The 26822-nt window shown below is 64.1% G+C and carries 20 protein-coding genes and 3 rRNA genes; 7 read left to right on the top strand and 16 right to left on the bottom strand.

What is annotated here, in order from left to right; genetic code table 11:
* The first annotated feature begins 194 nt into the window (after positions 1 to 194).
* Positions 195 to 2273, top strand: coding sequence for an alpha-1,4-glucan--maltose-1-phosphate maltosyltransferase (locus K6L26_RS10545; RefSeq protein ID WP_019343280.1), 2079 nt, complete (start codon positions 195 to 197; stop codon positions 2271 to 2273).
* A 7-nt stretch (positions 2274 to 2280) separates the two neighbouring features.
* Entirely contained in the window at positions 2281 to 4488 is a 2208-nt protein-coding gene (gene glgB, locus K6L26_RS10540; RefSeq protein WP_221853098.1) for a 1,4-alpha-glucan branching protein GlgB, read from the top strand.
* A gap of 6 nt (positions 4489 to 4494) precedes the next feature.
* Here the strand turns inward: glgB and K6L26_RS10535 are convergent, their stop codons facing one another.
* The 3 genes from K6L26_RS10535 to K6L26_RS10525 form a co-directional block, all read right to left on the bottom strand.
* Positions 4495 to 5409: a tetratricopeptide repeat protein gene (locus K6L26_RS10535; protein ID WP_221853097.1), complete on the bottom strand. Its 915-nt coding sequence runs from the start codon at positions 5407 to 5409 to the stop codon at positions 4495 to 4497.
* A gap of 13 nt (positions 5410 to 5422) precedes the next feature.
* Complete coding sequence (locus tag K6L26_RS10530) at positions 5423 to 5818, bottom strand: DUF3817 domain-containing protein (protein WP_019343277.1); 396 nt, start codon at positions 5816 to 5818, stop codon at positions 5423 to 5425.
* 61 nt (positions 5819 to 5879) lie between these two features.
* Positions 5880 to 7058, bottom strand: coding sequence for an acetyl-CoA C-acetyltransferase (locus K6L26_RS10525; protein ID WP_221853096.1), 1179 nt, complete (start codon positions 7056 to 7058; stop codon positions 5880 to 5882).
* 82 nt (positions 7059 to 7140) lie between these two features.
* On the opposite strand from K6L26_RS10525, the gene mce reads away from it, so the two are divergent.
* Positions 7141 to 7614 (top strand): methylmalonyl-CoA epimerase, encoded by a 474-nt coding sequence (gene mce, locus K6L26_RS10520; RefSeq protein ID WP_019343275.1) that lies wholly within the window; start codon positions 7141 to 7143, stop codon positions 7612 to 7614.
* Positions 7615 to 7618: 4 nt separating this feature from the next.
* On the opposite strand, the gene K6L26_RS10515 is transcribed toward mce, so the two are convergent.
* Positions 7619 to 7900, bottom strand: coding sequence for an Rv1322 family protein (locus K6L26_RS10515; protein WP_221853095.1), 282 nt, complete (start codon positions 7898 to 7900; stop codon positions 7619 to 7621).
* Position 7901: 1 nt separating this feature from the next.
* Positions 7902 to 8573, bottom strand: coding sequence for an endonuclease NucS (nucS, locus tag K6L26_RS10510; protein ID WP_036393080.1), 672 nt, complete (start codon positions 8571 to 8573; stop codon positions 7902 to 7904).
* 47 nt (positions 8574 to 8620) lie between these two features.
* Between nucS and K6L26_RS10505 the strand changes: the two genes are divergently transcribed.
* From K6L26_RS10505 to K6L26_RS10495, 3 genes are all read left to right on the top strand, one after another.
* Positions 8621 to 10228: an adenylate/guanylate cyclase domain-containing protein gene (locus K6L26_RS10505; RefSeq protein WP_019343272.1), complete on the top strand. Its 1608-nt coding sequence runs from the start codon at positions 8621 to 8623 to the stop codon at positions 10226 to 10228.
* 81 nt (positions 10229 to 10309) lie between these two features.
* A complete protein-coding gene (locus K6L26_RS10500; protein ID WP_221853094.1) occupies positions 10310 to 11800 on the top strand; it encodes a DNA-3-methyladenine glycosylase 2 family protein in 1491 nt (496 codons plus the stop codon).
* Entirely contained in the window at positions 11797 to 12291 is a 495-nt protein-coding gene (locus K6L26_RS10495) for a methylated-DNA--[protein]-cysteine S-methyltransferase (RefSeq protein ID WP_221853093.1), read from the top strand. Before K6L26_RS10500 ends, K6L26_RS10495 begins: the two co-directional genes overlap by 4 nt.
* A gap of 107 nt (positions 12292 to 12398) precedes the next feature.
* Here the strand turns inward: K6L26_RS10495 and rrf are convergent.
* The 4 genes from rrf to murA all read right to left on the bottom strand — a co-directional run bounded on the left by rrf (position 12399) and on the right by murA (position 19362).
* Positions 12399 to 12512 (bottom strand): 5S ribosomal RNA (rrf, locus tag K6L26_RS10490).
* Between the two features lie 151 nt (positions 12513 to 12663).
* A 23S ribosomal RNA gene (locus K6L26_RS10485) occupies positions 12664 to 15785 on the bottom strand.
* A gap of 341 nt (positions 15786 to 16126) precedes the next feature.
* Positions 16127 to 17644: ribosomal RNA gene (locus tag K6L26_RS10480) — 16S ribosomal RNA — on the bottom strand.
* Together the 16S, 23S and 5S rRNA genes form the textbook arrangement of a ribosomal RNA operon.
* 461 nt (positions 17645 to 18105) lie before the next feature.
* Complete coding sequence (gene murA / locus K6L26_RS10475; protein WP_019344999.1) at positions 18106 to 19362, bottom strand: UDP-N-acetylglucosamine 1-carboxyvinyltransferase; 1257 nt, start codon at positions 19360 to 19362, stop codon at positions 18106 to 18108.
* A 97-nt stretch (positions 19363 to 19459) separates the two neighbouring features.
* On the opposite strand from murA, the gene K6L26_RS10470 reads away from it, so the two are divergent.
* On the top strand, positions 19460 to 20032 hold the full coding sequence (locus tag K6L26_RS10470; protein WP_076211818.1) for a cob(I)yrinic acid a,c-diamide adenosyltransferase: 573 nt from the start codon (positions 19460 to 19462) through the stop codon (positions 20030 to 20032).
* Here the strand turns inward: K6L26_RS10470 and K6L26_RS10465 are convergent.
* From K6L26_RS10465 to K6L26_RS10435, 7 genes are read right to left on the bottom strand one after another with little or no spacing between them, the layout of a single operon-like run.
* On the bottom strand, positions 20026 to 20472 hold the full coding sequence (locus K6L26_RS10465) for a DUF2550 domain-containing protein (RefSeq protein ID WP_036395001.1): 447 nt from the start codon (positions 20470 to 20472) through the stop codon (positions 20026 to 20028). The two genes, K6L26_RS10470 and K6L26_RS10465, sit on opposite strands and share 7 nt — an antisense overlap.
* 15 nt (positions 20473 to 20487) lie before the next feature.
* Positions 20488 to 20853 carry a F0F1 ATP synthase subunit epsilon gene (locus K6L26_RS10460; RefSeq protein WP_019345002.1) on the bottom strand — a complete coding sequence of 122 codons (366 nt, stop codon included), beginning with the start codon at positions 20851 to 20853 and terminating at the stop codon, positions 20488 to 20490.
* Between the two features lie 30 nt (positions 20854 to 20883).
* Positions 20884 to 22311, bottom strand: a complete 1428-nt coding sequence (gene atpD / locus K6L26_RS10455; RefSeq protein ID WP_036394998.1) for a F0F1 ATP synthase subunit beta — start codon at positions 22309 to 22311, stop codon at positions 20884 to 20886.
* A 40-nt stretch (positions 22312 to 22351) separates the two neighbouring features.
* Positions 22352 to 23275: a F0F1 ATP synthase subunit gamma gene (locus K6L26_RS10450; protein WP_019345004.1), complete on the bottom strand. Its 924-nt coding sequence runs from the start codon at positions 23273 to 23275 to the stop codon at positions 22352 to 22354.
* 7 nt (positions 23276 to 23282) lie between these two features.
* On the bottom strand, positions 23283 to 24932 hold the full coding sequence (gene atpA, locus K6L26_RS10445; protein WP_076211816.1) for a F0F1 ATP synthase subunit alpha: 1650 nt from the start codon (positions 24930 to 24932) through the stop codon (positions 23283 to 23285).
* Between the two features lie 46 nt (positions 24933 to 24978).
* The gene (locus K6L26_RS10440; RefSeq protein ID WP_019345006.1) at positions 24979 to 26316 is read right to left on the bottom strand and encodes a F0F1 ATP synthase subunit B/delta; all 1338 of its coding nucleotides are present in this window, start codon (positions 26314 to 26316) and stop codon (positions 24979 to 24981) included.
* Positions 26317 to 26814: a F0F1 ATP synthase subunit B gene (locus tag K6L26_RS10435; RefSeq protein WP_019345007.1), complete on the bottom strand. Its 498-nt coding sequence runs from the start codon at positions 26812 to 26814 to the stop codon at positions 26317 to 26319.
* Positions 26815 to 26822 lie beyond the last annotated feature (8 nt).

The following is a 26822-nucleotide window of genomic DNA, read 5'->3' as shown; positions in this document are numbered from 1 at the left end:
GACTATTCCGATTCGTGCATCGGCGAGCGAAATCCGTACAGACACTGTTGTCCGCGCGGTTATCCGCGCAGACGTCGGTCAGGCCGCACTTAGCGCCCACAAGATTGGGCAGCCCATTACGGTGGGTATCAGACGCGACAAGGCAAGTGAACGAGAGACAGCCGCTTGATCGAGACGACGTGAGGAGTGGATGGGTGGCCGGTCGGATCGGAATCGACGATGTCGCGCCCGTGGTGTTCGGCGGACAGTTCCCGGCAAAAGCCGTCGTCGGCGAGGTCGTGCCGGTCCGGGCAACGGTGTGGCGCGAAGGCCATGATGCGGTTGCGGCCACCTTGGTGGTGCGTTACCTGGGCGCCGACTACCCGCGGCTGGCCACCGGCCCCGGCACCGCGACGGTCCCGGTACCGATCGCCGAGGTCGTACGTCCCGCCCAACGCATCAAGCCGCAGGCCCTGCCCATGTCACAAGGCGAGGTCCCGGATGTTTTTCATGGCCAGTTCACACCCGACTGCGTCGGACTGTGGACCTACCGGGTGGACGGCTGGGGCGATCCGCTGGCCACCTGGCGGCACGCGGTCGAAGCCAAGCTGGGCGCCGGTCAGAGCGAGGCCGAGCTGTCCAACGACCTGCTGGTCGGGGCACGCCTGCTCGAACGCGCCGCCGCCGGCGTGCCCCGCAAACTGCGTGACCCGCTGATCGAGGCCGCCGCCGCGCTGCGCACCCCCGGCGATCCGTTCCTGCGGGCCGGGGCGGCGCTGTCCGTCGAGGTCACCGAACTTCTCGACCAGTATCCGCTGCGCGAATTGGTCACCCGCGGTGAGCAATACGGCGTGTGGGTGGATCGACCACTGGCCCGGTTCTCGTCCTGGTACGAGATGTTCCCGCGCTCGACCGGCGGTTGGGACAAGGCCGGCCATCCGGTGCACGGCACATTCACCACCGCCGCCGAGCAACTCCCCCGGATCGCCCGCATGGGTTTCAACATCGTGTATCTGCCACCGATCCACCCGATCGGCAAGGTGCACCGTAAGGGCCGCAACAACGCCGTGACCGCCGCACCTGACGACGTGGGGTCGCCGTGGGCGATCGGGAGCGACGAGGGCGGCCACGACGCCGTGCACCCGGCACTGGGAACCATCGACGACTTCGACGCCTTCGTGGCCGCCGCGCGCCGGCAGGGCGTCGAGGTGGCCCTGGATCTGGCGCTGCAGTGCGCACCCGACCATCCTTGGGCCGCAGCACATCCGGAGTGGTTCACCGTGCTGCCCGACGGCACCATCGCCTACGCGGAGAATCCACCCAAGAAGTACCAGGACATCTACCCGCTCAACTTCGACAACGACCCCGCCGGCCTGTACCACGAGGTGCTGAGGGTGGTTCGGTTCTGGATCTCACACGGCGTCAAGGTGTTCCGAGTCGACAACCCGCACACCAAACCACCCAACTTCTGGGTCTGGTTGATCGCCGAAGTCAAGAACGAGGATCCGGACGTACTGTTCCTGTCCGAGGCGTTCACCCGGCCGGCGCGGCTGTACGGCCTGGCCAAGCGCGGTTTCACCCAGTCCTACACGTACTTCACCTGGCGCACCAGCAAATGGGAGCTCACCGAATTCGGCAATGAGATCACCGAGAACGCCGACAGCGCTCGGCCCAGCCTGTGGGTGAACACCCCCGACATCCTGCACGAGTCGCTGCAGCACGGGGGCCCCGGCATGTTCGCGATCCGCGCGGTACTGGCCGCCACGATGAGCCCATCGTGGGGCATGTACTCAGGGTTCGAGCTCTTCGAGCACCGGGCCGTCCGCGAGGGCAGCGAAGAGTATCTCGACTCCGAGAAGTACGAGCTGCGCCCACGCGACTTCGCGTCCGCCCTGGCCGAAGGCCGTTCTCTTGAGCCATTCGTGACCCGGCTCAACGAGATCCGGCGCCTGCACCCGGCCCTACGTCAACTGCGCACCCTGACCTTCCACCACGTGGACAACGACGCGCTGCTGGCCTACAGCAAGTTCGACCCGATCACCGGGGACACCGTGCTCGTGGTGGTCACCCTCAACCCGTTCGGCCCCGAGGAAGCCACGTTGTGGTTGAACATGGGGGCTCTGGGTATGGAATCACATGACCGGTTCTGGGTACGTGACGAGATCACCGGCGAGGAATACCAATGGGGGCAGTCGAATTACGTCCGCATCGATCCCGCCAAGGCGGTGGCACACGTGTTGAACATGCCGCTCGTACCCTATGAGCAACGACTGGGCTTGCTACGCAGGGAATGAGAACGAAATGACACGAAGCAACCACCTCACCGACCTACATCTGCGGCCCGACCCCTCCGACATCCAGCGACTGGTGATCGGGCAACATCACGATCCGCATTCGGTGCTGGGAGCCCACGAGTACGGCGACCGGACCGTGATCCGGGCTTACCGCCCGCACGCCGCCAAGGTCGTGGCGGTGATCGGCGGTGACCGGTACCCCATGCAACACATCGATTCCGGGCTTTTCGCCGTATCCGTTCCGTTCACCAACTTGGCGGATTACCGCCTGGAGATCGGCTACCCCGGCGCCGACGACACGATCTTCACCCACACCACCGCCGACGCCTACCGGTTCCTCCCTACGCTCGGCGAACTGGACCTCCACTTGTTCGCCGAGGGCCGCCACGAACGCCTCTGGGAGATTCTGGGCGCGCATCCGCGCAGTTTCACCACTCCTGACGGCATCGTCGAAGGCGTCTCGTTCGCGGTGTGGGCTCCTAATGCCAAGGGCGTCAGCGTGATCGGTGACTTCAACCACTGGGACGGCAACGAGGCGCAGATGCGCGTGATGGGTTCATCCGGAGTGTGGGAGCTGTTCTGGCCCGGCTTTCCCGTCGGCGGTCTGTACAAGTTCCGGGTGCACGGCGCCGGTGGCGTCACCACCGACCGCGCCGATCCCATGGCGTTCGCCACCGAGGTGCCACCCCAGACCGCGTCCCGGGTGACCGCCAGTGCCTACACCTGGAACGACAGCGACTGGATGACCCGGCGGGCCGCGCAGAACCCGGTGTTCGAACCGATGAGCACCTACGAGGTGCACCTGATGTCGTGGCGCCCAGGGCTCAGCTACCGGCAGCTGGCCACCGAGCTCACCGAATACGTTGTGGAACAAGGCTTCACCCACGTCGAACTTCTCCCCGTCGCCGAGCACCCGTTCGGCGGTTCGTGGGGCTACCAGGTCACGTCCTATTACGCGCCGACCTCCCGGCTCGGTTCGCCTGACGATTTCCGCCACCTGGTGGATTGCCTGCATCAGGCCGGGATCGGGGTGATCGTGGACTGGGTGCCTGCCCACTTCCCCAAAGATGCCTGGGCCCTGGGACGGTTCGACGGCACCCCGCTCTACGAGCATTCCGACCCACGCCGCGGCGAACAGCTCGACTGGGGCACTTACGTTTTCGACTTCGGCCGGCCCGAGGTGCGCAACTTCCTGGTCGCCAACGCGTTGTACTGGCTGCAGGAGTACCACGTCGACGGCCTGCGCGTGGACGCCGTCGCCTCGATGCTCTACCTCGACTACTCCCGTCCCGAGGGGGGTTGGACACCCAACATCTACGGTGGCCGCGAGAACCTGGAGGCGGTGCAGTTCCTGCAGGAGATGAACGCCACCGTGCACAAGGCCAACCCGGGAATCGTCACCATCGCCGAGGAGTCGACTTCATGGCCCGGGGTCACCCGGCCGACCAACCTTGGCGGCCTTGGGTTCTCGATGAAGTGGAACATGGGCTGGATGAACGACACGCTCGACTACGTCAGCCATGACCCGGTGCACCGCAGCTACCACCACCACGAGATGACGTTCTCGATGCTCTACGCCTTCAGCGAGAATTACGTGCTGCCGATCAGTCACGACGAGGTCGTGCACGGCAAGGGCACCTTGTGGACCCGGATGCCCGGCGACGATCACGCCAAGGCGGCCGGATTGCGTAGCCTGCTGGCCTACCAGTGGTCCCACCCGGGCAAGCAGTTGTTGTTCATGGGCCAGGAGTTCGGCCAGCGGGCCGAATGGTCGGAGGAACGCGGCCTGGACTGGTTCCAACTCGACGAGCAGGGCTTTTCCGGAGGTGTGCAGCGATTGGTGCGGGATCTCAACGAGATCTACTCGCGCCACCCGGCGTTGTGGAGCCGTGACACCAGCCCCGAGGGCTATTCATGGATCGACGCGAACGACTCGGCCAACAACGTGCTGAGCTTCCTGCGGTTCGGCGCCGACGGTTCCGTGCTGGCCTGCGTGGTCAACTTCGCCGGCAGTGAGCACAGCGAGTACCGGCTCGGCCTGCCGCACGCCGGCGAGTGGCGGGAAGTGCTCAACACCGACGCAACGATCTACAACGGTGCGGGCATCGGGAACATGGGCGCGGTGCAGGCCACCGACGAGCCCTGGCACGGCCGCCCGGCCTCAGCGGTGATGGTGCTGCCGCCGCTGGCGATGCTGTGGTTCGAGCCCGCCTGACGCGCTCTAGTAGAGCGCGTTGGCGAGGTTGCGGCGGCCGGCGACCACCTCGGGATCGGCCGGGTCGAACAGGTCGAACAGCTCGACGAGCCGGGTCCGCACCTTGGTCCGGTCGTCGCCGGCGGTGCGCTTGATCAGTGCGATCAGCCGGTCAAAGGCCGCAGCCACGTTCTGGGCCAGGATCTCGGCGTCGGCGGCGGCGAATGCCGCCTCGATGTCATCGGGGGCGGCGTCGGCCGCGGCCACCGCGTCGGGGCGTTGTGCGCTCGCCCTCTGCAGGAAGGCGATCTGGCGCACGGCCCCCTTGGCCTCGGCGTGGTTGGGCTGAGCATCGAGAATGGCCTGATAGGCCGCCGCTGCGGCGGCGAAGTCGCCGTTGTCCAGGTGCGTCCGGGCCGCCGCCAGCTCGGGATCGACCTGCTCGGGCTCGTCGTCACCGGAACCGGTCAGCTTGCCTGCGGTGGCCTGCAGCAACGAGTCGACCCAGCGACGAAGTTCGTCGGCCGGCTGCGAGCCCTGGAAGCTGGCGATCGGCTGTCCCCCGGCCAGTGCGACCACGGTGGGCACACCCTGAATGCCGAACATCTGCGCCACTCGTGGCGTGGTGTCGACGTTGACCAGTGCCAGTGACCATTTGCCGTTGTCGGCGGCCGCCAGACCGGCCAGGGCGTCCCCCAACGCGGCGCTGGAATCGCTGCGCGGTGACCACAGCAGCACCACCACCGGCACCTGCCCTGAGCGGACCAGCACCTCGGCTTCGAAGTTCGCTTCGTTGACCTCGGTGACATTCGGGCCTCCGGCAGCGCCGGGACCGCCTGTACCGCCACCGCTGCCGCCGCCCGCCGCGGGTCGCTGCTTGAGTGCCGAGAGGTCAACCGCGCCGGCCAGCGCCGGCCCGACAGAAGGTCGTGGACGAGTCACGTCACCAAGTCTGTCACGTCGTTTCGGACACGGCGTCGCCCGGTTGCGACACCAGCGCCGAGGCGGCAGCCGGTTGCTCCCCGGAGCCCAGTCGGGCGGTGCGATCAGCCCACATGACAAAGATCACACTGCCCAATGGCACGATGCTGGCCAGCAAAGCCAGGATCCAGGTACCGACGCCCCACTTGTGGGCCCATCCGACCAACACCGCAGCCACCACGAAGGCGACGAAGACGCCCCCGTGGATCGGCCCGAACACCTTGACCCCGATCTCGGTGCGCGGAGTGCCCAGGTACTTGAAGTACATGCCTACCAGCAGGCCGGCCCAGCTGACCGCCTCTGCAAGGGCGATGAGCCGGAACCAGCCGGCAACCGTACGCAGGTCGAAGGAGCGTGTCATGGCCGCCATTGTGCCGCAGCCGACGGCCAGCTACTACGCAGCGTCGTTGGTAAGCGTCGTCGATTAGCTGTCAGCGACGCAGGATCAGCGCATCGCCCTGGCCACCGGCACCACAGAGCGCGGCGACCGCGTAGCCGGAACCCTTGCGGGCCAGCTCCAGCGCGGCGTGCAGCGTGATGCGCGCGCCCGACATACCGATCGGGTGGCCGATCGCGATGGCACCACCGTTGACGTTCACCTTCGCCGGGTCGACGCCCAACTCCTTGGTCGAGGCCAGCGACACCGCAGCGAACGCCTCGTTGATCTCCAGGATGTCCAACTGATCGACACTGATGCCCTCACGCTCGATAGCCTTCTTGATCGCGTTGGCCGGCTGGCTCTGCAGCGTGGAGTCCGGCCCGGCGACCACACCGTGCGCACCGATCTCACACAGCCAGTCAAGACCCAGTTCCTGCGCCTTGGCCTTGCTCATCACCACGACCGCGGCCGCACCGTCGGAGATCTGTGACGACGAACCGGCGGTGATGGTGCCGTCCTTGCGGAAGGCCGGGCGCAGACCACCGAGCGACTCGGCGGTGGTGTTGGCGCGGATGCCCTCGTCCTCGGTGAACTCGATCGGGTCGCCCTTGCGCTGCGGGATCGACACCGGCACCACCTCGTCGGCGTACACCCCGTCTTTCCATGCCGCGGCGGCCTTCTGGTGCGACTGGGCTGCGAACTCGTCCTGCTCTGCGCGGGTGAACTTGTCGGTCTCATTGCGCTGCTCGGTCAGCGCACCCATCGGCTGGTCGGTGAACACGTCGTGCAGGCCGTCGTAGGCCAGGTGGTCCACCAGCGTCGCATCGCCGTACTTGTAGCCCTCGCGGCTCTTGGGCAGCAGGTGCGGGGCCTGGCTCATCGACTCCTGACCACCGGCGACCACCACCTCGAACTCACCGGCCCGGATCAGCTGATCGGCCAGGGCGATCGCGTCGATGCCCGACAGGCACATCTTGTTGATGCTCAGCGCAGGCACATCCCAGGGAATGCCCGCGGCGACCGCCGACTGGCGCGCCGGCATCTGGCCGGCGCCCGCGGTCAGCACCTGACCCATGATCACGTAGTCCACCAGCGAAGCGTCGACCTTCGCCTTCTCCAGCGCGCCACGGATCGCGATCGCGCCCAGATCACTGCCCGAGAAGTCTTTGAGCGAGCCCATCAACTTGCCCACCGGAGTACGCGCTCCAGCAACGATCACCGACGTTGTCATTCCTACCTCCAGTGGGTACTCAGTAAATCTGTGTGGCCGATCACACATACGCGAACGTTCAAGGAAAGGTTACCGTTGCGTTATGACCGCCGATCAGGTTGATGCCCGTCCCGCGCTCGCTTCCGCACTGGTGACGGCGATCGATCACGTCGGAATCGCGGTTCCCGATCTCGATGCCGCCGCGAAGTGGTACCACGACCATCTCGGCATGATCGTGCTCCACGAGGAGGTCAACGAGGAGCAGGGCGTCCGCGAGGCGATGCTCTCGGTGCGCGGCGCCGCCAAGGGCAGCGCCCAGATCCAGCTGTTGGCGCCGTTGAACGAGCAGTCGACGATTGCCAAGTTCATCGACCGCAGCGGCCCCGGCCTGCAGCAGCTGGCCTATCGGACCAGTGACATCGACGCGCTCAGTGAGCGCCTGCGCAGTCAAGGTGTTCGGCTCCTCTACGACGCCCCCCGCAAGGGCACCGCGAACTCGCGCATCAATTTCATCCACCCCAAGGACGCCGGCGGCGTGCTGATCGAGCTGGTGGAACCCTCCGCAGACGAGCACTGACCGCTCAGGACCACTTTCTCGTCGGGCGCCGATTGGTCCGGTTCGCCCAGCAGCCGGTGTGCCAGTGCCTGCGGTCGTCGACGTCGCCGACGTCGATCGGCAGCACCACCACGTGCGCGGTGGCCACGCGGATCTCTTGGTCGCATCCGGGGCATCGATAAACCTTCACCGCACGCGACGCGGCCACTGTCCGCACTTCGTAGTCGTAGCCGTCAGGCCCCGTCTCGACTCGTCGCGACGGCGGCAACGGCGCCAACCGGCGGTGTTCACGGGGCCGACGACGCATCTCAGAACAGCCGATACTCGTCGCTGTCCATGCCCCGCATCTGATCGTAATCCAATGTCACGCAGCGGATTCCACGGTCAGTAGCCAGCGTTCGGGCCTGCGGCTTGATCTGTTGGGCGGCGAACACGCCCGTCACCGGAGCCAGCACGGTGTCGCGGTTGAGCAGTTCGAGGTAGCGCGTCAGCTGTTCGACGCCGTCGATCTCCCCGCGGCGTTTGATCTCCACGGCCACCGAGCGGCCGAGCTCATCCCGGCACATGAGGTCGACCGGGCCGATCGCGGTGGGGTATTCCCGGCGCACCAAGGTGTAACCGGCACCCAGCAACTCGACGTGCTCGGCCAGCAGGACTTGCAGATGCGCCTCCACGCCGTCCTTCACCAAGCCCGGATCGACGCCCAGCTCATGGCTGGAATCGTGCTCGACGTCCTCGACCGTGATCCGCAACTGTTCACCGGCCTTGTTCTCGACCACCCACACCGGCACACCGTCGCTGTCGCTCTCGGTGAGCCAGCAGGGCGGACTCATCCAGTTCAGCGGCTTGTAGGCGCGATCGTCGGCATGGACACTGACCGAACCGTCGGACTTGAACAACAACAGCCTGCGGGCCGAAGGTAGATGGGCGGTCAGCCGCCCGACGTAGTCGACGGTGCACTGGGCAATCACGAGGCGCACCCGAACCACCTTAAGGGCATCCCCGGACGAACTAGGCTGGCGCCACAATGAACTCCGACAAATCGCTGGCACGACGGCTGGGCCGAGTCCTTGAAGGTGTCACCCGCCAGAGCAGCCGGCTCCCGGCGACCACCCCGGAATACGGTTCGTGGGTGCTGGGCCGGGTATCGGAAAGCCAGCGCCGCCGCCGGGTGCGCATCCAGGCCATCCTGACGACGTTCGTGATCCTGGGGAACCTGCTCGGCATCGGCATCTCGATGTTCATCGTCACGGTGCTGTTCCCCTCGCCGTATGTGTTCGATCCTTCGGTCCGCTGGATCACCTTCATCGTGGCCCCGGTCTACATCGCCACGGCATTGATCGTGGGAGTGTTCTGGGCGACCACCCGGGTGATCGACAACGTGCGCTGGGCCATCGAAGAACGCCCGCCAACCGTCGCCGATCAGCGCAACACCTTCCTCGCCCCGTTCCGGCTGACCCGCGTGCTGCTGGTCCTCTGGGGTGTGGGCACCGCGCTTTTGACGACGCTCTACGGTCTGGTGGACACCAACTACATCCCGAAGTTCTTACTGGGGATCAGTTTTCCCGGCATCGTGGTGTCGGTCAGCTGTCATCTGTTCACCGAGTTCGCACTTCGACCGGTCGCTGCGCAAGCTCTGGAGGCAGGCCCGCCGCCGATCCGGCTGGCTCCGGGCATCATGGGCCGCACCATGGTGGTGTGGGCCCTGAGCTCGGGGGTTCCGATCGTGGGAATCATGTTGGCGGCGATGTTCTCCGTGACGCTGAACAATCTGACGCCGACCCAATTCGCTTACGCCGTCATCGGTCTCGGCTCATTCGCCTTGATATTCGGTTTCTTGCTGATGTGGATCCTGTCCTACCTGACCGCAACCCCGATCCGCGTGGTGCGGGCCGCGCTCAATCGTGTCGAGAAAGGTGATCTCGATACCAACCTGGTGGTGTTCGACGGCACCGAACTCGGCCAGCTACAGCGCGGATTCAACTCGATGGTGAACGGTCTGCGCGAGCGCGAACGGGTCCGAGACCTGTTCGGCCGTCACGTCGGTCGTGAAGTCGCAGCGCTGGCCGAGCAGGAGAAGCCCGTGCTCGGCGGCGAGGAACGCCATGCCGCCGTGATTTTCGTGGACGTCATCGGCTCGACGCAGTTGGTCACCACGCGGCCCGCGGTCGAGGTGGTCGATCTGCTCAACCGTTTCTTCGCGGTCATCGTCGACGAGATCGACAACCACCGCGGGCTGGTCAACAAGTTCGAGGGGGACGCGATCCTGGCGGTGTTCGGCGCACCGGTCTCGCTGCCCAATGCCGAGGATGAGGCGTTGGCCGCCGCACGGGCGATTGCCCGGCGGCTACGAGCGGAAGTGCCCGAGCTCAACGCGGGTATCGGGGTGGCCGCCGGCCAGGTGGTGGCGGGCAACGTCGGGGCCAAGCAACGCTTCGAATACACCGTGATCGGAGAACCGGTCAACGAGGCAGCGCGGCTGTGCGACTTCTCCAAGCAAGTGCCCGGGCATCTGGTCGCTTCATCGGACACGATCGCCAATGCCTCCGAAACCGAGAGGGCCCGTTGGTCTCTGGGTGAATCCGTGACCCTGCGCGGACTCGGCGAACCGACACAGGTGGCCGTGCCGGTCTGAGCGCCGGAGGAGGTACGCATTCGCACGACCATGTCGTTTTTCCGCTAGTGAAGCGCCGGTTGCCGTGCCATCGTTGAGCGCATGCACGAGGATTTCGACCGCTGCTACCGGGCAGTCCAGTCAAAGGACGCACGGTTTGACGGCTGGTTCGTCACCGCGGTGCTCACCACGGGTATCTACTGCCGCCCCAGTTGCCCGGTGCGGCCGCCGTTCGCCCGCAACATGCGTTTCTACCCGACCGCCGCCGCCGCGCAAGCCGCCGGCTTCCGGGCGTGCAAGCGCTGCCGCCCCGACGCCTCGCCTGGCTCGCCTGAATGGAACGTGCGCGGCGATATCGTCGCGCGCTGCATGCGGCTGATCGCCGATGGCACCGTGGACCGCGAAGGCGTGACCGGACTGGCCGCCCGCGTCGGGTACACCAGTCGGCAGTTGCAGCGCATCTTGCAGGCCGAACTCGGCGCGAATCCGCTGGCCCTGGCGCGGGCGCAACGTACCCAGACCGCCCGCGTATTGATCGAGACCACCGAACTGCCGTTCGGCGACGTGGCGTTCGCCGCGGGGTTCGCCAGCATCAGACAGTTCAACGACACCGTACGCGCAGTGTGCGATCTGACGCCGACCCAGCTGCGCGTCCGGGCGCGCGCCCGGTTCTCCTCCGATGCTCCTGCTCCCGGCGTCCTGTCCCTGCGACTGCCGGTGCGCACCCCGTTCGCATACGAGGGCATGTTCGGCCATCTGGCGGCCAGCGCGGTGCCGGGAGTCGAGGAGGTCCGCGACGGCGAGTACCGGCGCACCCTGCGGCTGCCGCACGGGTACGGCGTGGTGGGCCTGACGCCTCATCCCGATCATGTCCGCTGCCAGTTGGTGCTCGACGACTTCCGCGATCTGGCGGCCGCCATCGCCCGATGCCGGCGCCTGCTCGATCTCGACGCCGATCCCGAAGCCGTCATCGATGCGCTCCAGGATGACGTTCACCTCGCGGCCGTGGTGGCGAAGGCACCCGGGCAACGCATTCCACGCACCGTCGACGAAGCCGAACTCGCACTCAGAGTGGTGATCGGGCAACAGGTCTCGATCAAGGCGGCAGGCACCCACGTCGGCCGCCTCGTCGCCCGCCACGGAAACGCGATCTCCGACGAGGGCGGAGGTCTTACACATGCCTTTCCGAGCACCGCCGAGCTCGCCGGCCTCGATCCCGATGACCTGGCGATGCCGGCATCCAGGAAGCGGACCGTCACAGCTTTGGTAGCCGCCATCGCTGCCGGCGACCTGACCCTCGATCCCGGGTGCGATTGGGAGCAAGCCCGCGAACAGCTGCTCGCGTTACCCGGGGTGGGGCCATGGACCACGGAGGTGATCGCCATGCGCGGGCTCGGCGATCCAGACGCCTTCCCGGCGACCGATCTTGGTGTCCGCGCGGCTGCCGAGCACCTCGGCCTCGCACCGGACGGGCTGGTCGAACACAGCACGCGATGGCGGCCGTGGCGGGCGTACGCGGCACAACATCTTTGGACCACACTGGACCACGCGGTGAACCGGTGGCCCCCGCACGATCGACAGGAGAAGTCATGACGCTGCAATACCGCACCATGGACAGTCCAGTCGGCCTCCTTACGCTCGCAGGCCGGGACGGAAAGCTGATGCACCTGCGGATGGTCGACCAGACCTATGAGCCGAGTCGCGAAGGCTGGCAAGCCGACGACACCGCGTTCGGCGAAGCCGTCGAGCAACTGTCGGAGTATTTTGTCGGCGAACGCACCGAATTCGACCTCGAACTCGACATGGTGGGAACACAGTTCCAGCGCCGCGTGTGGCAGGCCCTGCAGGCCATTCCCTACGGAGAAACCTGCTCGTACGGAGAGATCGCCCGGCAGATCGGATCACCGAGCGCCTTCCGGGCAGTCGGCCTGGCGAACGGGCACAACCCGATCGGCATCATCGTCCCGTGCCATCGGGTGATCGGAGCGAATGGCAGCCTCACCGGTTACGGCGGCGGCCTGGACCGCAAGCGGATGTTGTTGGAATTGGAGAGAAGCCGAACGACGCCGGCTCTATTCAACTGAAGAAATAGGGGCGTTTCTCAATTCGTTCGACGGAGTTGAAAACGCCTCCCATACACAAATGCCCGAGCCCTCCAATCGGTGATTGGAGGGCTCGGGTCTTAATGTGTGTTCGGCGGTGTCCTACTTTTCCACCCGTGTGGGTAGTATCATCGGCGCTGGCAGGCTTAGCTTCCGGGTTCGGGATGGGACCGGGCGTTTCCCTGCCGCTATGGACCGCCGTAACTTTATTCACTCGTTTTTGAGTGTAAACCTTTGTGTTTTGGTGGTGGGGTGCGGTGCACTCCAGACACAAGGTGTGTGGGTGTTTATGGATTGTGGTTGCGAGACAGATGTGTGTTCTTACTGAAACCCACACAGTTGGTGTTTGTGGGTTGTTGTAAGTTTTCGGCCGGTTAGTGCCAGTTCCCTGCACCCATTGCTGGGCTTCCAGGTCTGGTCTATCAATCCCGTGGTCTGCGGGGGGCCTTATCCCTCTAAAAGGGTGAGAAGCCTGGTCTTGGAGGGGGTTTCCCGCTTAGATGCTTTCAGCGGTTATCCTGTCCGAACGTGGCTATCCAGCGGTGCTCCTGGTGGAACAACTGGTATACCAGAGGTTCGTCCGTCCCGGTCCTCTCGTACTAGGGACAGATTTCCTCAAGCTTCTGACGCGCGCGGCGGATAGAGACCGAACTGTCTCACGACGTTCTAAACCCAGCTCGCGTGCCGCTTTAATGGGCGAACAGCCCAACCCTTGGGACCTGCTCCAGCCCCAGGATGCGACGAGCCGACATCGAGGTGCCAAACCATCCCGTCGATATGGACTCTTGGGGAAGATCAGCCTGTTATCCCCGGGGTACCTTTTATCCGTTGAGCGACACCCCTTCCACTCAGAGGTGCCGGATCACTAGTCCCGACTTTCGTCCCTGCTCGACATGTACGTCTCGCAGTCAAGCTCCCTTGTGCACTTACACTCAACACCTGATTGCCGTCCAGGTTGAGGGAACCTTTGGGCGCCTCCGTTACATTTTGGGAGGCAACCGCCCCAGTTAAACTACCCACCAGGCACTGTCCCTGAACCGGATATACGGTCCGAGGTTAGAGGCCCAATACGATCAGAGTGGTATTTCAACAACGACTCCACCCACACTGGCGTGTGAGCTTCACAGTCTCCCACCTATCCTACACAAACCGTATCGAGCACCAATACCAAGTTGTAGTGAAGGTCCCGGGGTCTTTTCGTCCTGCCGCGCGTAACGAGCATCTTTACTCGTAGTGCAATTTCGCCGAGTCTATGGTTGAGACAGTTGAGAAGTCGTTACGCCATTCGTGCAGGTCGGAACTTACCCGACAAGGAATTTCGCTACCTTAGGATGGTTATAGTTACCACCGCCGTTTACTGGGGCTTAAATTCTCTGCTTCACCCCGAAGGGTTAACAGGTCCTCTTAACCTTCCAGCACCGGGCAGGCGTCAGTCCGTATACATCGTCTTGCGACTTCGCACGGACCTGTGTTTTTAGTAAACAGTCGCTTCTCACTGGTTTGTGCCACCCCCTCCCGCTGCCGGCCGCAAGAGCCTTGACGATATGGGGGTCCCCCTTCTCCCGAAGTTACGGGGGCATTTTGCCGAGTTCCTTAACCATAGTTCACTCGTACGCCTTAGTATTCTCTACCTGACCACCTGTGTTGGTTTGGGGTACGGGCCGTGTATGTCCTCGCTAGAGGCTTTTCTTGGCAGCATAGGATCACCGAATTCGCCTCAAACGGCTATGCATCACCTCTCAGGCTGTATGAAACGCGGATTTGCCTACGTTTCGCCCTACCGGCTTACCCCAGTACAACCACTGACTGGTACGGCTACCTTCCTGCGTCACCCCATCGCTTGACTACTACCCACCGGGGTCCCACGCAGCCCCACCAACGCCGCACCCCGAAGGGATTGGTCACGGTGGTTTTGGATGGTTAGCACAATGGATTCATCAGGGACGCACATACACGGGTACGGGAATATCAACCCGTTGTCCATCGACTACGCCTGTCGGCCTCGCCTTAGGTCCCGACTCACCCTGGGAGGACTGGCCTGGCCCAGGAACCCTTGGTCTTTCGGCGGGCAAGGTTCTCACTTGCCTATTCGCTACTCATGCCTGCATTCTCACTCCCACACCCTCCACAGCTAGATCACTCTGCTGCTTCACCGGATGCAGGACGCTCCCCTACCCAGCCATAAATGGCTGCCGCGGCTTCGGCGGTGTGCTTGAGCCCCGCTACATTATCGGCGCACAATCACTTGACCAGTGAGCTATTACGCACTCTTTCAAGGGTGGCTGCTTCTAAGCCAACCTCCTGGTTGTCTTCGCGACTGCACATCCTTTTCCACTTAGCACACGCTTAGGGGCCTTAGCCGGCGATCTGGGCTGTTTCCCTCTCGACGCACGGAGCTTATCCCCCGCCGTCTCACTGCCACACTCTTGGACTTGTCGGCATTCGGAGTTTGGCTGACGTCAGTAACCCTGTGGGGCCCATCGGCCATCCAGTAGCTCTACCTCCAACAAGAAACATGTGACGCTGCACCTAAATGCATTTCGGGGAGAACCAGCTATCACGGAGTTTGATTGGCCTTTCACCCCTACCCACAGCTCATCCCCTCAGTCTTCAACCTAAGTGGGTTCGGGCCTCCACGCGGTCTTACCCGCGCTTCACCCTGGCCATGGGTAGATCACTCCGCTTCGGGTCCAGAACACACCACTACACCACACACTACTGTGCGGATACGCCCTATTCAGACTCGCTTTCGCTGCGGCTACCCCACCCGGGTTAACCTCGCGACATGTCCCTGACTCGCAGGCTCATTCTTCAAAAGGCACGCCATCACCCCACCACGAAGGAGGGCTCTGACGGATTGTAAGCGCACGGTTTCAGGTACTATTTCACTCCCCTCCCGGGGTACTTTTCACCATTCCCTCACGGTACTAATCCGCTATCGGTCACTGGGAAGTATTCAGGCTTACCGGGTGGTCCCGGCAGATTCACAGCAGATTTCACGGGCCCGCTGCTACTCGGGAACACCATTAAGGTAGATGTCAGGTTTTCACGTACCGGGCTCTCACCGTCTACGGCAGGTCATCCCAAACCACTTCCGCTAACCACAACATTTTCTCACTACCCTCCAGCCAGGTAGAGCTGGAAAAACAGGTCCCACAACCCCGCACACACAACCCCTACCCGGTATCACATGCATACGGTTTAGCCATCCTCCGCTTTCGCTCGCCACTACTCACGGAATCACATTTTGTTTTCTCTTCCTACGGGTACTGAGATGTTTCACTTCCCCGCGTTCCCTCCCTACACCTATGTATTCAGTGCAGGGTGACACGACATCACTCGTGCCGGGTTTCCCCATTCGGACATCCTCGGATCAACGCTCGGTTGGCAGCTCCCCGAGGCATATCGCAGCCTCCAACGTCCTTCATCGGCTCCCAGTGCCAAGGCATCCACCATGCGCCCTTAAACACTTACAACACAAAAACCAAAAATGAGTTTCAAAAGAAATTGCACATCAACACACAAAAGCGACACCCACCCGAAGGCCGGCGCCACACTCTGCGTGCTAGATGCTCGCAACCACTATCCACAATTCAAACACCACACCCCACCACCAAAGCGGAGCAACAACACGCCGACACCCGCAACCGGATGCCACCCCCCGAAAAGGGGCACGGGCCTGTTGTCTCAAAGCCCAATAGTGTGTCTGGCAGTCATAGAAGTTTGTTGTGCACCAAGCCGGCGCCACTACAGCGCACAGACTCCTCACGGCTCGGGTAAGACCCAGTGTCTCAACCCTTTTCGTGGTGCTCCTTAGAAAGGAGGTGATCCAGCCGCACCTTCCGGTACGGCTACCTTGTTACGACTTCGTCCCAATCGCCGATCCCACCTTCGACGGCTCCCTCCACAAGGGTTAGGCCACCGGCTTCGGGTGTTACCGACTTTCATGACGTGACGGGCGGTGTGTACAAGGCCCGGGAACGTATTCACCGCAGCGTTGCTGATCTGCGATTACTAGCGACTCCGACTTCACGGGGTCGAGTTGCAGACCCCGATCCGAACTGAGACCGGCTTTGAAAGGATTCGCTCCACCTCACGGCATCGCAGCCCTTTGTACCGGCCATTGTAGCATGTGTGAAGCCCTGGACATAAGGGGCATGATGACTTGACGTCATCCCCACCTTCCTCCGAGTTGACCCCGGCAGTCTCTCACGAGTCCCCACCATAACGTGCTGGCAACATGAGACAAGGGTTGCGCTCGTTGCGGGACTTAACCCAACATCTCACGACACGAGCTGACGACAGCCATGCACCACCTGCACACAGGCCACAAGGGAACCAATATCTCTACTGGCGTCCTGTGCATGTCAAACCCAGGTAAGGTTCTTCGCGTTGCATCGAATTAATCCACATGCTCCGCCGCTTGTGCGGGCCCCCGTCAATTCCTTTGAGTTTTAGCCTTGCGGCCGTACTCCCCAGGCGGGGTACTTAATGCGTTAGCTACGGCACGGATCCCAAGGAAGGAAACCCACACCTAGTACCCACCGTTTACGGCGTGGACTACCAGGGTATCTAATCCTGTTCGCTCCCCACGCTTTCGCTCCTCAGCGTCAGTTACTGCCCAGAGACCCGCCTTCGCCACCGGTGTTCCTCCTGATATCTGCGCATTCCACCGCTACACCAGGAATTCCAGTCTCCCCTGCAGTACTCTAGTCTGCCCGTATCGCCCGCACGCCCACAGTTAAGCTGTGAGTTTTCACGAACAACGCGACAAACCACCTACGAGCTCTTTACGCCCAGTAATTCCGGACAACGCTCGGACCCTACGTATTACCGCGGCTGCTGGCACGTAGTTGGCCGGTCCTTCTTCTATAGGTACCGTCACTTGCGCTTCGTCCCTATTGAAAGAGGTTTACAACCCGAAGGCCGTCATCCCTCACGCGGCGTCGCTGCATCAGGCTTGCGCCCATTGTGCAATATTCCCCACTGCTGCCTCCCGTAGGAGTCTGGGCCGTATCTCAGTCCCAGTGTGGCCGGTCACCCTCTCAGGCCGGCTACCCGTCGTCGCCTTGGTAGGCCATTACCCCACCAACAAGCTGATAGGCCGCGGGCCCATCCCACACCGCAAAAGCTTTCCACCACACACCATGAAGCGCGTGGTCCTATCCGGTATTAGACCCAGTTTCCCAGGCTTATCCCAAAGTGCAGGGCAGATCACCCACGTGTTACTCACCCGTTCGCCACTCGAGTACCCCGAAGGGCCTTTCCGTTCGACTTGCATGTGTTAAGCACGCCGCCAGCGTTCGTCCTGAGCCAGGATCAAACTCTCCAAACAAAAACTTCCCATCCAAAGACAGGCAGAATTCGAATCAGAAAAATCCGATCACAAACAAAAGACACCAAAAACTGGCATCAAAAAACAAACCATCCCACGTGGCAGGAAGACGGGGAGTCCCCCACCAAGATGGCCAAAAAACAACAAACAAAAACCACCAAACACACTATTGAGTTCTCAAACAACAGGCTTTTCTGCTTTGTCACCCTGTTTTGGGTCAACCTCACCAGCGTAATTGGAACCTTGCCGGCAAGTCAAGTTGCTTCATCCTGGCTTATTTCATCCGGTCTGAGGCAACCTCGCCAGCTTAGTACGTTCTCGGCTGGCTTGTCAAGTCGCTCTGGCCCCGGGGGTTTTCCCCGCTCCGCGGCGACTTCAAAAGATTAGCCCGAGCCTGCCCGCAAGGTCAAATCGGCTGGTCAGCGCGATTTCGAGGCCGAAAGGCGGCTCGAAACATGCGCTCACGAGCCTACGCGTTCGATCTCGGCGCCGAGGCTCAACAGGTTTTCCACGAACAGCGGGTACCCGCGATCGATGTGGAACACGTCGTGAACCTCGGTCTCCCCGTCGGCGACCAGGCCGGCAAGCACCAGGCCGGCGCCGGCGCGGATGTCCGACGACCACACCGGCGCGCTCGACAGCTGCGGAATCCCACGCACCACCGCGTGATGTCCGTCCGTCCGGGCATCGGCGCCCAACCGGATCATCTCCTCGACGAACCGGAAGCGCGCCTCGAACACGTTCTCCGTGATCATCGAGGTGCCGTCGGCTACCGCCGCCAGACCGATCGCCATCGGTTGCAGGTCGGTCGGGAATCCGGGGAACGGCAGCGTCGCCACGTTCACCGCTTTGGGTCGCTCGTACTGCACCACCCGGAAACCGTCATCGTTCTGGGTCACGGTCGCTCCGGCGTCGTGCAACTTGTGGAGAACCAGCTGGAGGTGCTGCGGGTCCACGCCGGTGACCGAGATGTCGCCGCGGGTCATCGCCGCGGCGATCCCCCACGTGGCCGCCACGATGCGATCACCGATCACGCGGTGTTCGGTCGGGTAGAGCCGATCGACGCCGGTAATCGTCAACGTCGACGTCCCCGCGCCGCTCACCTTGGCGCCCATCTGGTTGAGCATCGCGCAGATGTCCACGATGTCGGGCTCACGTGCGGCGTTGTGGATGGTGGTGACCCCCTCGGCCAACACCGCGGCCATGAGGATGTTCTCGGTCGCCCCCACCGAGGGGAACTCGAGTTGGATCTCGGCTCCCCGTAGGTGGTCGGCTTCGGCCACCACACAACCGTGCTCGATATTGCAGGTGGCTCCCAGTTGGCGGAGCCCGGCCTGGTGCATGTCCAGCGGCCGCGAGCCGATGGCGTCACCCCCGGGAAGCGCTACCTTCGCCTTCCGGCACCGACCCACCAGTGGTCCCAGCACACACACCGAAGCGCGGAACTGACGTACCGCCGCGAAATCGGCGTCGTACTTGGGTTCATCGGGCGACGTGATGCGCACCGTGTCACCGTCGAGCTCGACCGTGGCACCCAGCCCTCGCAAGACCTCGGCCATCAGCGGCACATCGAGGATGTCCGGGCAATTGGTGATGGTGCTGGTGCCCTCAGCCAGCAACGACGCCGCCATCAGTTTCAGCACGCTGTTCTTCGCGCCACCGACGGCAACTTCGCCTGATAACCGGTTGCCTCCGGTCACCAAGAAACGCTCGCTCACGCCGGTTAGTGTAAACAGCCCGCCGTCGAGTTTCCGCGTGCTCGGACAGATCCGGCGAGCCCGGCGGCCGCGTCCGCGAGCCCGGTACGGTTCAGCTATGGCGGTTCATCTCACCCGTATCTATACCCGCACCGGCGACGACGGCACGACAGGGCTGAGCGACTTCAGCCGGGTTTCGAAGAATGATTCGCGATTGGCGGCCTACGCCGACTGTGACGAAGCCAACGCCGCCATCGGGGTTGCAGTTGCCCTCGGCGAACCCGATCAGCAAATCCTGGCAGTACTCAGGCAGATACAGAACGACCTGTTCGATGCGGGTGCTGATCTGTCCACGCCGGTCGTGGAAAACCCCGAGCACCCACCGCTGCGAATCTCGCAGGCCTACATCGACCGGCTCGAGAAATGGTGCGACGAGTTCAACGAGGGTCTGCCGGCACTGAACTCGTTCATCCTGCCCGGCGGCAGTCCTCTCTCGGCGCTGCTGCACGTCGCACGGACAGTGACCCGCAGAGCTGAGCGGTCGGCCTGGATTGCGGTGCAGGAATACGGGGATTCTGTGAGTGTCCTGCCGGCGAAGTACCTCAACCGGCTCTCGGACCTGCTGTTCATTCTGTCGCGGGTGGCCAACCCGGACGGGGATGTGCTCTGGAGACCCGGCACGGGTCAGTAACTTCGCCGCCGGGCCCGGGGTGATGGCCGGGATTCAAGCCAGGAGGTGAACGCCGTCAGGGCCCCCCGGTCCAAGGCGATCTCGTAGCCTCGCCGGCGTTCCGGACTGTTGTCCCGGAGTTCGAGAATGACCGTCGCGTCGGTCATGATGTCGAACTCATCGCCGCGAGGCGCCCGGCGTGACACCACTTCCAGCCCGCGCCGGCTCAAACGCCGGTCGGGCCACCACCGAATGCTCGACAGCCGGTAGAAACCGGCCTCCCCGCCGCGATAACGCATCACTCCGTGACGCCAACCGCTACCGCCGTCCGCGGGAAAGTCGCGCAGGATGGCGGCTGTTCCGCCAACCTGACGCAGCTTCCACAATCGATAACTCAGCGCGCCGGCCAACACGGCCAGAACGCAGACGAGCGCGACCATGACAATCATGGGCGCGCTCATCTGTCGTCTCTGTCGTCAGTCGATCTGGCCGAGAGCGCGCAGGCGCGCCCGACCCCATGCCGCTGTCTGCTCGTCGTCGGACTCGGAGTCCCGCTTTGCCGAGTCGGCGTCGATCTCGGATTCGAACTGAGCGTTCTCCACCAGGATCCGAACCGTCTCCTCCGTCACCGACAGGAAACCGCCGTCGACGGCGATACGCAGATCGTCGTCGCCTTCCCGCTCGACCCGCACCATCGCGTCGTCGACCAATTGCGCCACCAACGGGATGTGGCGCGGCAGGATGCCGATCTCACCAGCGGTGGTCCGGGTGAAGACGAACGTAGCGGTGCCGGACCAGAGCTCACGCTCGACGGCAACGATCTCGACGTTCAAATCAGCCATTCCACACCACCTTTCGCCGGAGAACTACCGTCACAGCTTCGCGCCGAGGCTCTCGGCCTTCTTCGCCAGGTCGTCCAGACCACCGATGAGGAAGAACGCCTGCTCGGGCAGGTGATCGAACTCGCCCTTGGCCAGCTTGTCGAAGGCCTCGATGGTCTCCTTGAGCGGCACGGTGGAACCCGGCTGACCGGTGAACTGCTCGGCCGCCATCATGTTCTGGCTCAGGAAGCGCTCGATCTTACGGGCGCGGTACACCAGCACCTTGTCCTCTTCCGACAGCTCGTCGATACCGAGGATGGCGATGATGTCCTGAAGATCCTTGTAGCGCTGCAGGATCCGGATGACTTCCTGGGCGACGCGGTAGTGCTCGTCGCCGACGATGCTGGGGTGCAGGATCGTCGAGGACGACGCCAGCGGGTCCACCGCCGGGAAGATGCCCTTGGAGAACACCGCACGCGAGAGCTCGGTGGTGGCGTCCAGGTGGGCGAACGTGGTGGCCGGCGCCGGGTCGGTGTAGTCGTCGGCGGGCACGTACACGGCCTGCATCGAGGTGATGGAGCGGCCTCGGGTCGAGGTGATGCGCTCCTGCAGCTCGCCCATCTCGTCGGCCAGCGTCGGCTGGTAACCCACGGCCGAAGGCATACGACCCAGCAGGGTCGACACCTCGGAACCGGCCTGGGTGAACCGGAAGATGTTGTCGATGAACAGCAGCACGTCCTGGCCCTGCTCGTCGCGGAAGAACTCGGCCATGGTCAGGGCCGACAGCGCGACACGCATACGGGTGCCTGGCGGCTCGTCCATCTGGCCGAACACCAGGGCGGTGTCCTTGAGCACGTTGGCGTCGGCGAGCTCGACCCACAGGTCGTTGCCCTCACGGGTGCGCTCACCCACGCCGGCGAACACCGAGGTACCACCGAAGTTGCGGGCGATACGGTTGATCATCTCCTGGATCAGAACCGTCTTACCCACACCGGCACCACCGAACAGGGCGATCTTGCCGCCACGCACGTACGGGGTGAGCAGGTCGACGACCTTCAGACCGGTCTCCAGCATCTCGGTGCGGGGCTCCAGGTCGGCGAAGGCCGGCGGCTTGCGGTGGATCGACCAGTGCTCGAAGTCCTTGCCGTAGCCCGGATCGTCGAGGCAGTCACCGAGGGCGTTGAACACGTGGCCCTTGACGCCGTCGCCGACCGGCACGGAGATCGAGGCGCCGGTGTCGGACACCTCGACGCCACGCACCAGGCCGTCGGTGGGCTGCATGGAGATGCAGCGCACCAGGTTGTCGCCGAGGTGCTGGGCAACCTCGAGCGTCAGGGTCTTGGCCAGCGCGCCGAAGCTGATCTCGGCGTGCAGCGCGTTGAACAGTTCGGGCACCGCGCCGCGCGGGAACTCCACGTCCACCACCGGACCGGTGATGCGGACTACGCGGCCCGCCGTCTTCTCTGCAGTAGCAGTCATTCTCTCTTCGCTTTCCTACGAGGCTTTCGTCTTTATCCGGCTAGCGCGCGTCGGCCAGCGCGTTGGCGCCGCCCACGATCTCGCTGATTTCCTGAGTGATCTGTGCCTGACGTTCGCGGTTGGCCGCGAGCGTGAGTCCCTTGATCAGTTCGTCGGCGTTGTCGGTGGCCGACTTCATGGCGCGCCGGCGCGAAGCCGACTCCGAGGCCGCTGCCTCCAGCAGCGCCGCGTACACGCGGGTGGCGATGTAGCGCGGCAGCAGCGCGTCGAACAGGGTCTCGGCGCTCGGCTCGAACGAATACAACGTGTGCGGACCGGTTTCGGGCTCACCGACGTACTCGACGACCATCGGTGCGATGCGCAGTGCGTTGGCGGTCTGCGACAGCATGGACCGGAACTCGGTGGAGACGATGTGCAGTTCGTCGACACCCAAGATGCCGTCGGCTCCCGCGTCGTCGCCCTCGTCGTCGGCGCCGGACATGAACGCCGTCACCAGGGTGTCGGCGATCGCCTTGGCGTCCTCGTAGGTGGGCCGCTCGGAGAAGCCGGTCCACGACTCGGTGACCGTCCGCTGCCGGAAGCTGTAGTAGCCCAGGGCTTTCCGGCCGACGACGTAGAGCACCGGGTTCTTGCCCTCTTCCCGCAACAGCGAGAAGAGTTCTTCGGCCCGGCGCAGCACGTTGGCGTTGTAACCGCCGCAGAGACCGCGGTCCGAGGACACCACCAGCACGCCGGCGCGCTTGGGGTTCTCCCGCTCGACGAGCAGCGGGTGATCCAGCGCGCTGGCCCCGGCCAGCTCGGTGAGCATGTTGGTGATCTCGGTGGCGTAGGGCCGGGCCGCATCGACTCGGGCCTGTGCCTTGGCGATCCGCGACGTGGCGATCAGCTCCTGGGCCTTCGTGATCTTCTTGATCGACGAGGCGGAGCGGATACGCCCGCGTAGCTCGCGAAGTGTGGCTGCCATTGGTTACCTAGGCCTTCTTGGGAGCCGGCTTGCGGACCTTGACCGATTCCTTCTCAAGGTCCTCGGGATCGAGCGCCTCGGCGTCAGCCTCGTTGGCCACAACGGAGCTGCCGTCGGAGGCGGCGAAGCCCTTCTTGAATTCGTTGATGACCGAGACCAGCTTCTCCTCGTTCTCCTCGGAGAGCTTCTTGGACTCCTTGATGCCCTTGAGGATGTCGCCGTGGCTGGCCTTCACGTGCTCCAGCAGTTCGTCGACGAAGCGGGTCACGTCCTCGGCCGGAACCGAGTCGAGGTGGCCCTGGGTACCGAGGAAGATCGCGACGACCTGGTCCTCGACGGCCAGCGGGCTGTACTGCGGCTGCTTGAGCAGCTCGACCAGACGCACACCACGGTCCAGCTGAGCCTTCGAAGCGGCGTCGAGGTCCGAGGCGAAGGCCGCGAAGGCCTCCAGCTCGCGGTACTGCGACAGGTCCAGACGCAGCGAACCCGCCACCTCTTTCATCGCCTTGATCTGCGCGGCGCCACCGACGCGGGACACCGACACACCGACGTTCACGGCCGGGCGCACACCCTGGTTGAACAGGTCGGACTCCAGGAAGCACTGGCCGTCGGTGATCGAGATGACGTTGGTCGGGATGTAGGCCGAGATGTCGTTGGCCTTGGTCTCGATGATCGGCAGGCCGGTCATCGAACCGCCACCGAGCTCGTCGGACAGCTTCGCGCAACGCTCCAGCAGACGGGAGTGCAGGTAGAAGACGTCACCCGGGTAGGCCTCGCGGCCCGGCGGGCGGCGCAGCAGCAGCGAGATGGCGCGGTAGGCCTCGGCCTGCTTGGTCAGGTCGTCGAAGACGATCAGGACGTGCTTGCCGTTGTACATCCAGTGCTGGCCGATGGCCGAGCCGGTGTAGGGAGCCAGCCACTTGAAGCCGGCCGCGTCCGAAGCCGGGGCGGCGACGATGGTGGTGTACTCCATGGCGCCACCCTCTTCCAGCGCGCGCTTCACGCTGGCGATGGTGGAGCCCTTCTGGCCGACGGCGACGTACACACAGCGCACCTGCTGCTTGGGGTCGCCGGTCTCCCAGGCCTCGCGCTGGTTCAGGATGGTGTCGACGCAGAGCGCGGTCTTGCCGGTCTTGCGGTCGCCGATGATCAGCTGACGCTGACCGCGGCCGATCGGGGTCATGGCGTCGACGGCCTTGATACCGGTCTGCAGCGGCTCGGACACGCTCTGGCGCTGCACCACCGACGGGGCCTGCAGTTCGAGCGCGCGGCGCTCCTCGGCCTCGATGTCGCCCTGGCCGTCGATCGGCTGGCCCAGCGGGTTGACGACGCGACCGAGGAAGGCGTCACCGACGGGCACCGAGAGCACCTCGCCGGTGCGCTTGACCTGCTGGCCTTCTTCGATCTTCTCGAACTCACCCAGGATCACGGCGCCGACGCTGTGCTCGTCGAGGTTGAGCGCCACACCCAACACACCGCCCGGGAACTCAAGGAGCTCCTGGGTCATGACCGAGGGCAGGCCCTCGACGTGAGCGATGCCGTCACCGGCGTCGACGACGGTGCCGATCTCTTCACGCTCGGTGTCGGCGGAAAACGAGGATACGTAATCCTCGATGGCACCTTCGATATCAGCAGCCGAGATTGTCAACTCTGCCATGGTTTTTCGTCTTCCTACCTTGTTCTTGGGTGGTTCGTGGGGGTTATCAGTCCGGCAGCTGGGTCGCCGCTGCGGCCAGTCGGGACGAGATGGAGCCGTCGATCACCTCGTCGCCGACGGTGATCGACAGACCACCGAGCAGTTCCGGATCGACATGCAGCTGCACCGAAACCGGTTGGCCGTAGATGCGGGTGAGCACCTGCGACAGCCGGGTGCGCTGGGCGTCGGTGAGGTCGGCCGCGGCGGTCACGTGCGCAACCACCTCGCCGCGGCGGGCGACTGCGAGCTCGGCGAGGTCGATCACGGCCTCGTCGGCACGCTCACCGCGCAGCAGGCCCACGGTCTGGGTCAGCAGCGCCGCTGCGGTTCCGTTCACTCCCGTGTTGCCGCCGAGCACCTTGTCCAGCAAGGCAACTCGACCGTCGGCCGGGGTGGTGTAGTCGCTCAGCAGGGCCGAGAGCTTGGGCTCGGCGTCGAGCACGCGGCCGAACCGGAACAGCTGGTCCTCCACCTCGTCGACTTCACCTGCGGTCTCGGCGCGCTTGAGCAGCGCCAGACGTGCGGCATGTTCGATGGCGTCGACCAGGTTCGATTCGATCGACCAGCGCTGCGAGACGGCGGTCCGCAGCACGTCCAGCGCGGCATCGCCGACCTTGCCGGACAGCAGCCGTTCGAGCAGCTGCACCTTGGGGGCGGGGTCGTCGGACGGCTCGGCGAGGTGCTTGGTGAGCACCGATTCCGAGACCAGCAACTTGGCCACCGAGCTCAGATCGTCAGCGAGCGTGGTCAGCCCGTCCGCGTCCAGACCGCCTGCGACCGAGTCGAACTTGTCGACCACGACCGCCAGCGATTCACGGCTGGCCGCACGCAGCTTGGCGGTCGCGGCGGTGTCGATCACCACGGCGGACGGAGCCATCTGGTCGAGCTCTGCGAGGAATCGGTCGACGGTGGCCGCCTGCGCGGCCGGATCGGCGACGTGTGCCCGCACCAGGGCATCGGCCTTGGCGACCGACTCCGATCCCAGACCGGTCCGCAGCTGACGGATGAGCTGCTGGCGCATCAGCTGAATCTGCTGTGCCCCCTGAGCCTTGATCCGCTCGGCCTCGGTGCCCGCCTGCTCGGCCAGCTGAGCGGTGATCCGCTCGGAGTCCTGCGTGGCCTCGTCGGTCACCTTGGCCGATTCGGCCTTGGCATCGGCGAGCGCCTTGGCGTGCATGTCATCGGCCTCGGCGAGTTTCTTCGCCGCCTCAGCACTCTCTGCGAGGGCGACCCGCACGGCTTCCTGCTGCTTCTGCATCAGGCTCCGCACCGGAGGCACCACCCACTTGATGATGATGAATGCGATGACGGCAAAGCCGATCAGCTGCCCGATAAAAATCGACATCTACTGCGTCCCACCTGATTTCACGTCGACGCCCAAAATTCGGCTGGCCAAGGTCTGCGAGAGTCCGTCCACCGACGACTCCAGACCCGACCGCACCTCGGCACTCTGGGCAGCGAGCTGCTCATCGGCCCGGCGCACTTGTTCGGCCACTTCGGATCCGGCTTCGGCACGCTTGGCATCGACCACCTCGCGGCCCGCGGCACGGGCCTCGTCGCGGATGGCCGAGGCCTGGGTACGCGCCCCGGCCATCGCCTCGTCATAGTCGGCCTGCGCCGCGGCCACCTGCTCGGCTGACTTCCGATTGTCAGCGGCGGTCTTGGCCAGCATCGCTTCCCGCTCTGCCAGCACCTTGCCTACCGGTGGCACAACCCATTTCCAGATCACGGCCAGCGTGATCAGGAAGATGATCAGCACGGCGAAGAAGGTGCCGTTGGGGACCAGGAAGTTGCTCTGGCCCCCACCGCCTTCCTCCGCCGCGAGGAGTGTCAGTTCACCCATGCCGATGG

This window comes from Mycobacterium farcinogenes (genome assembly GCF_019739075.1).
Taxonomy (GTDB): domain Bacteria; phylum Actinomycetota; class Actinomycetes; order Mycobacteriales; family Mycobacteriaceae; genus Mycobacterium; species Mycobacterium senegalense.
This window is presented reverse-complemented; position numbering and strand designations above follow the sequence as displayed.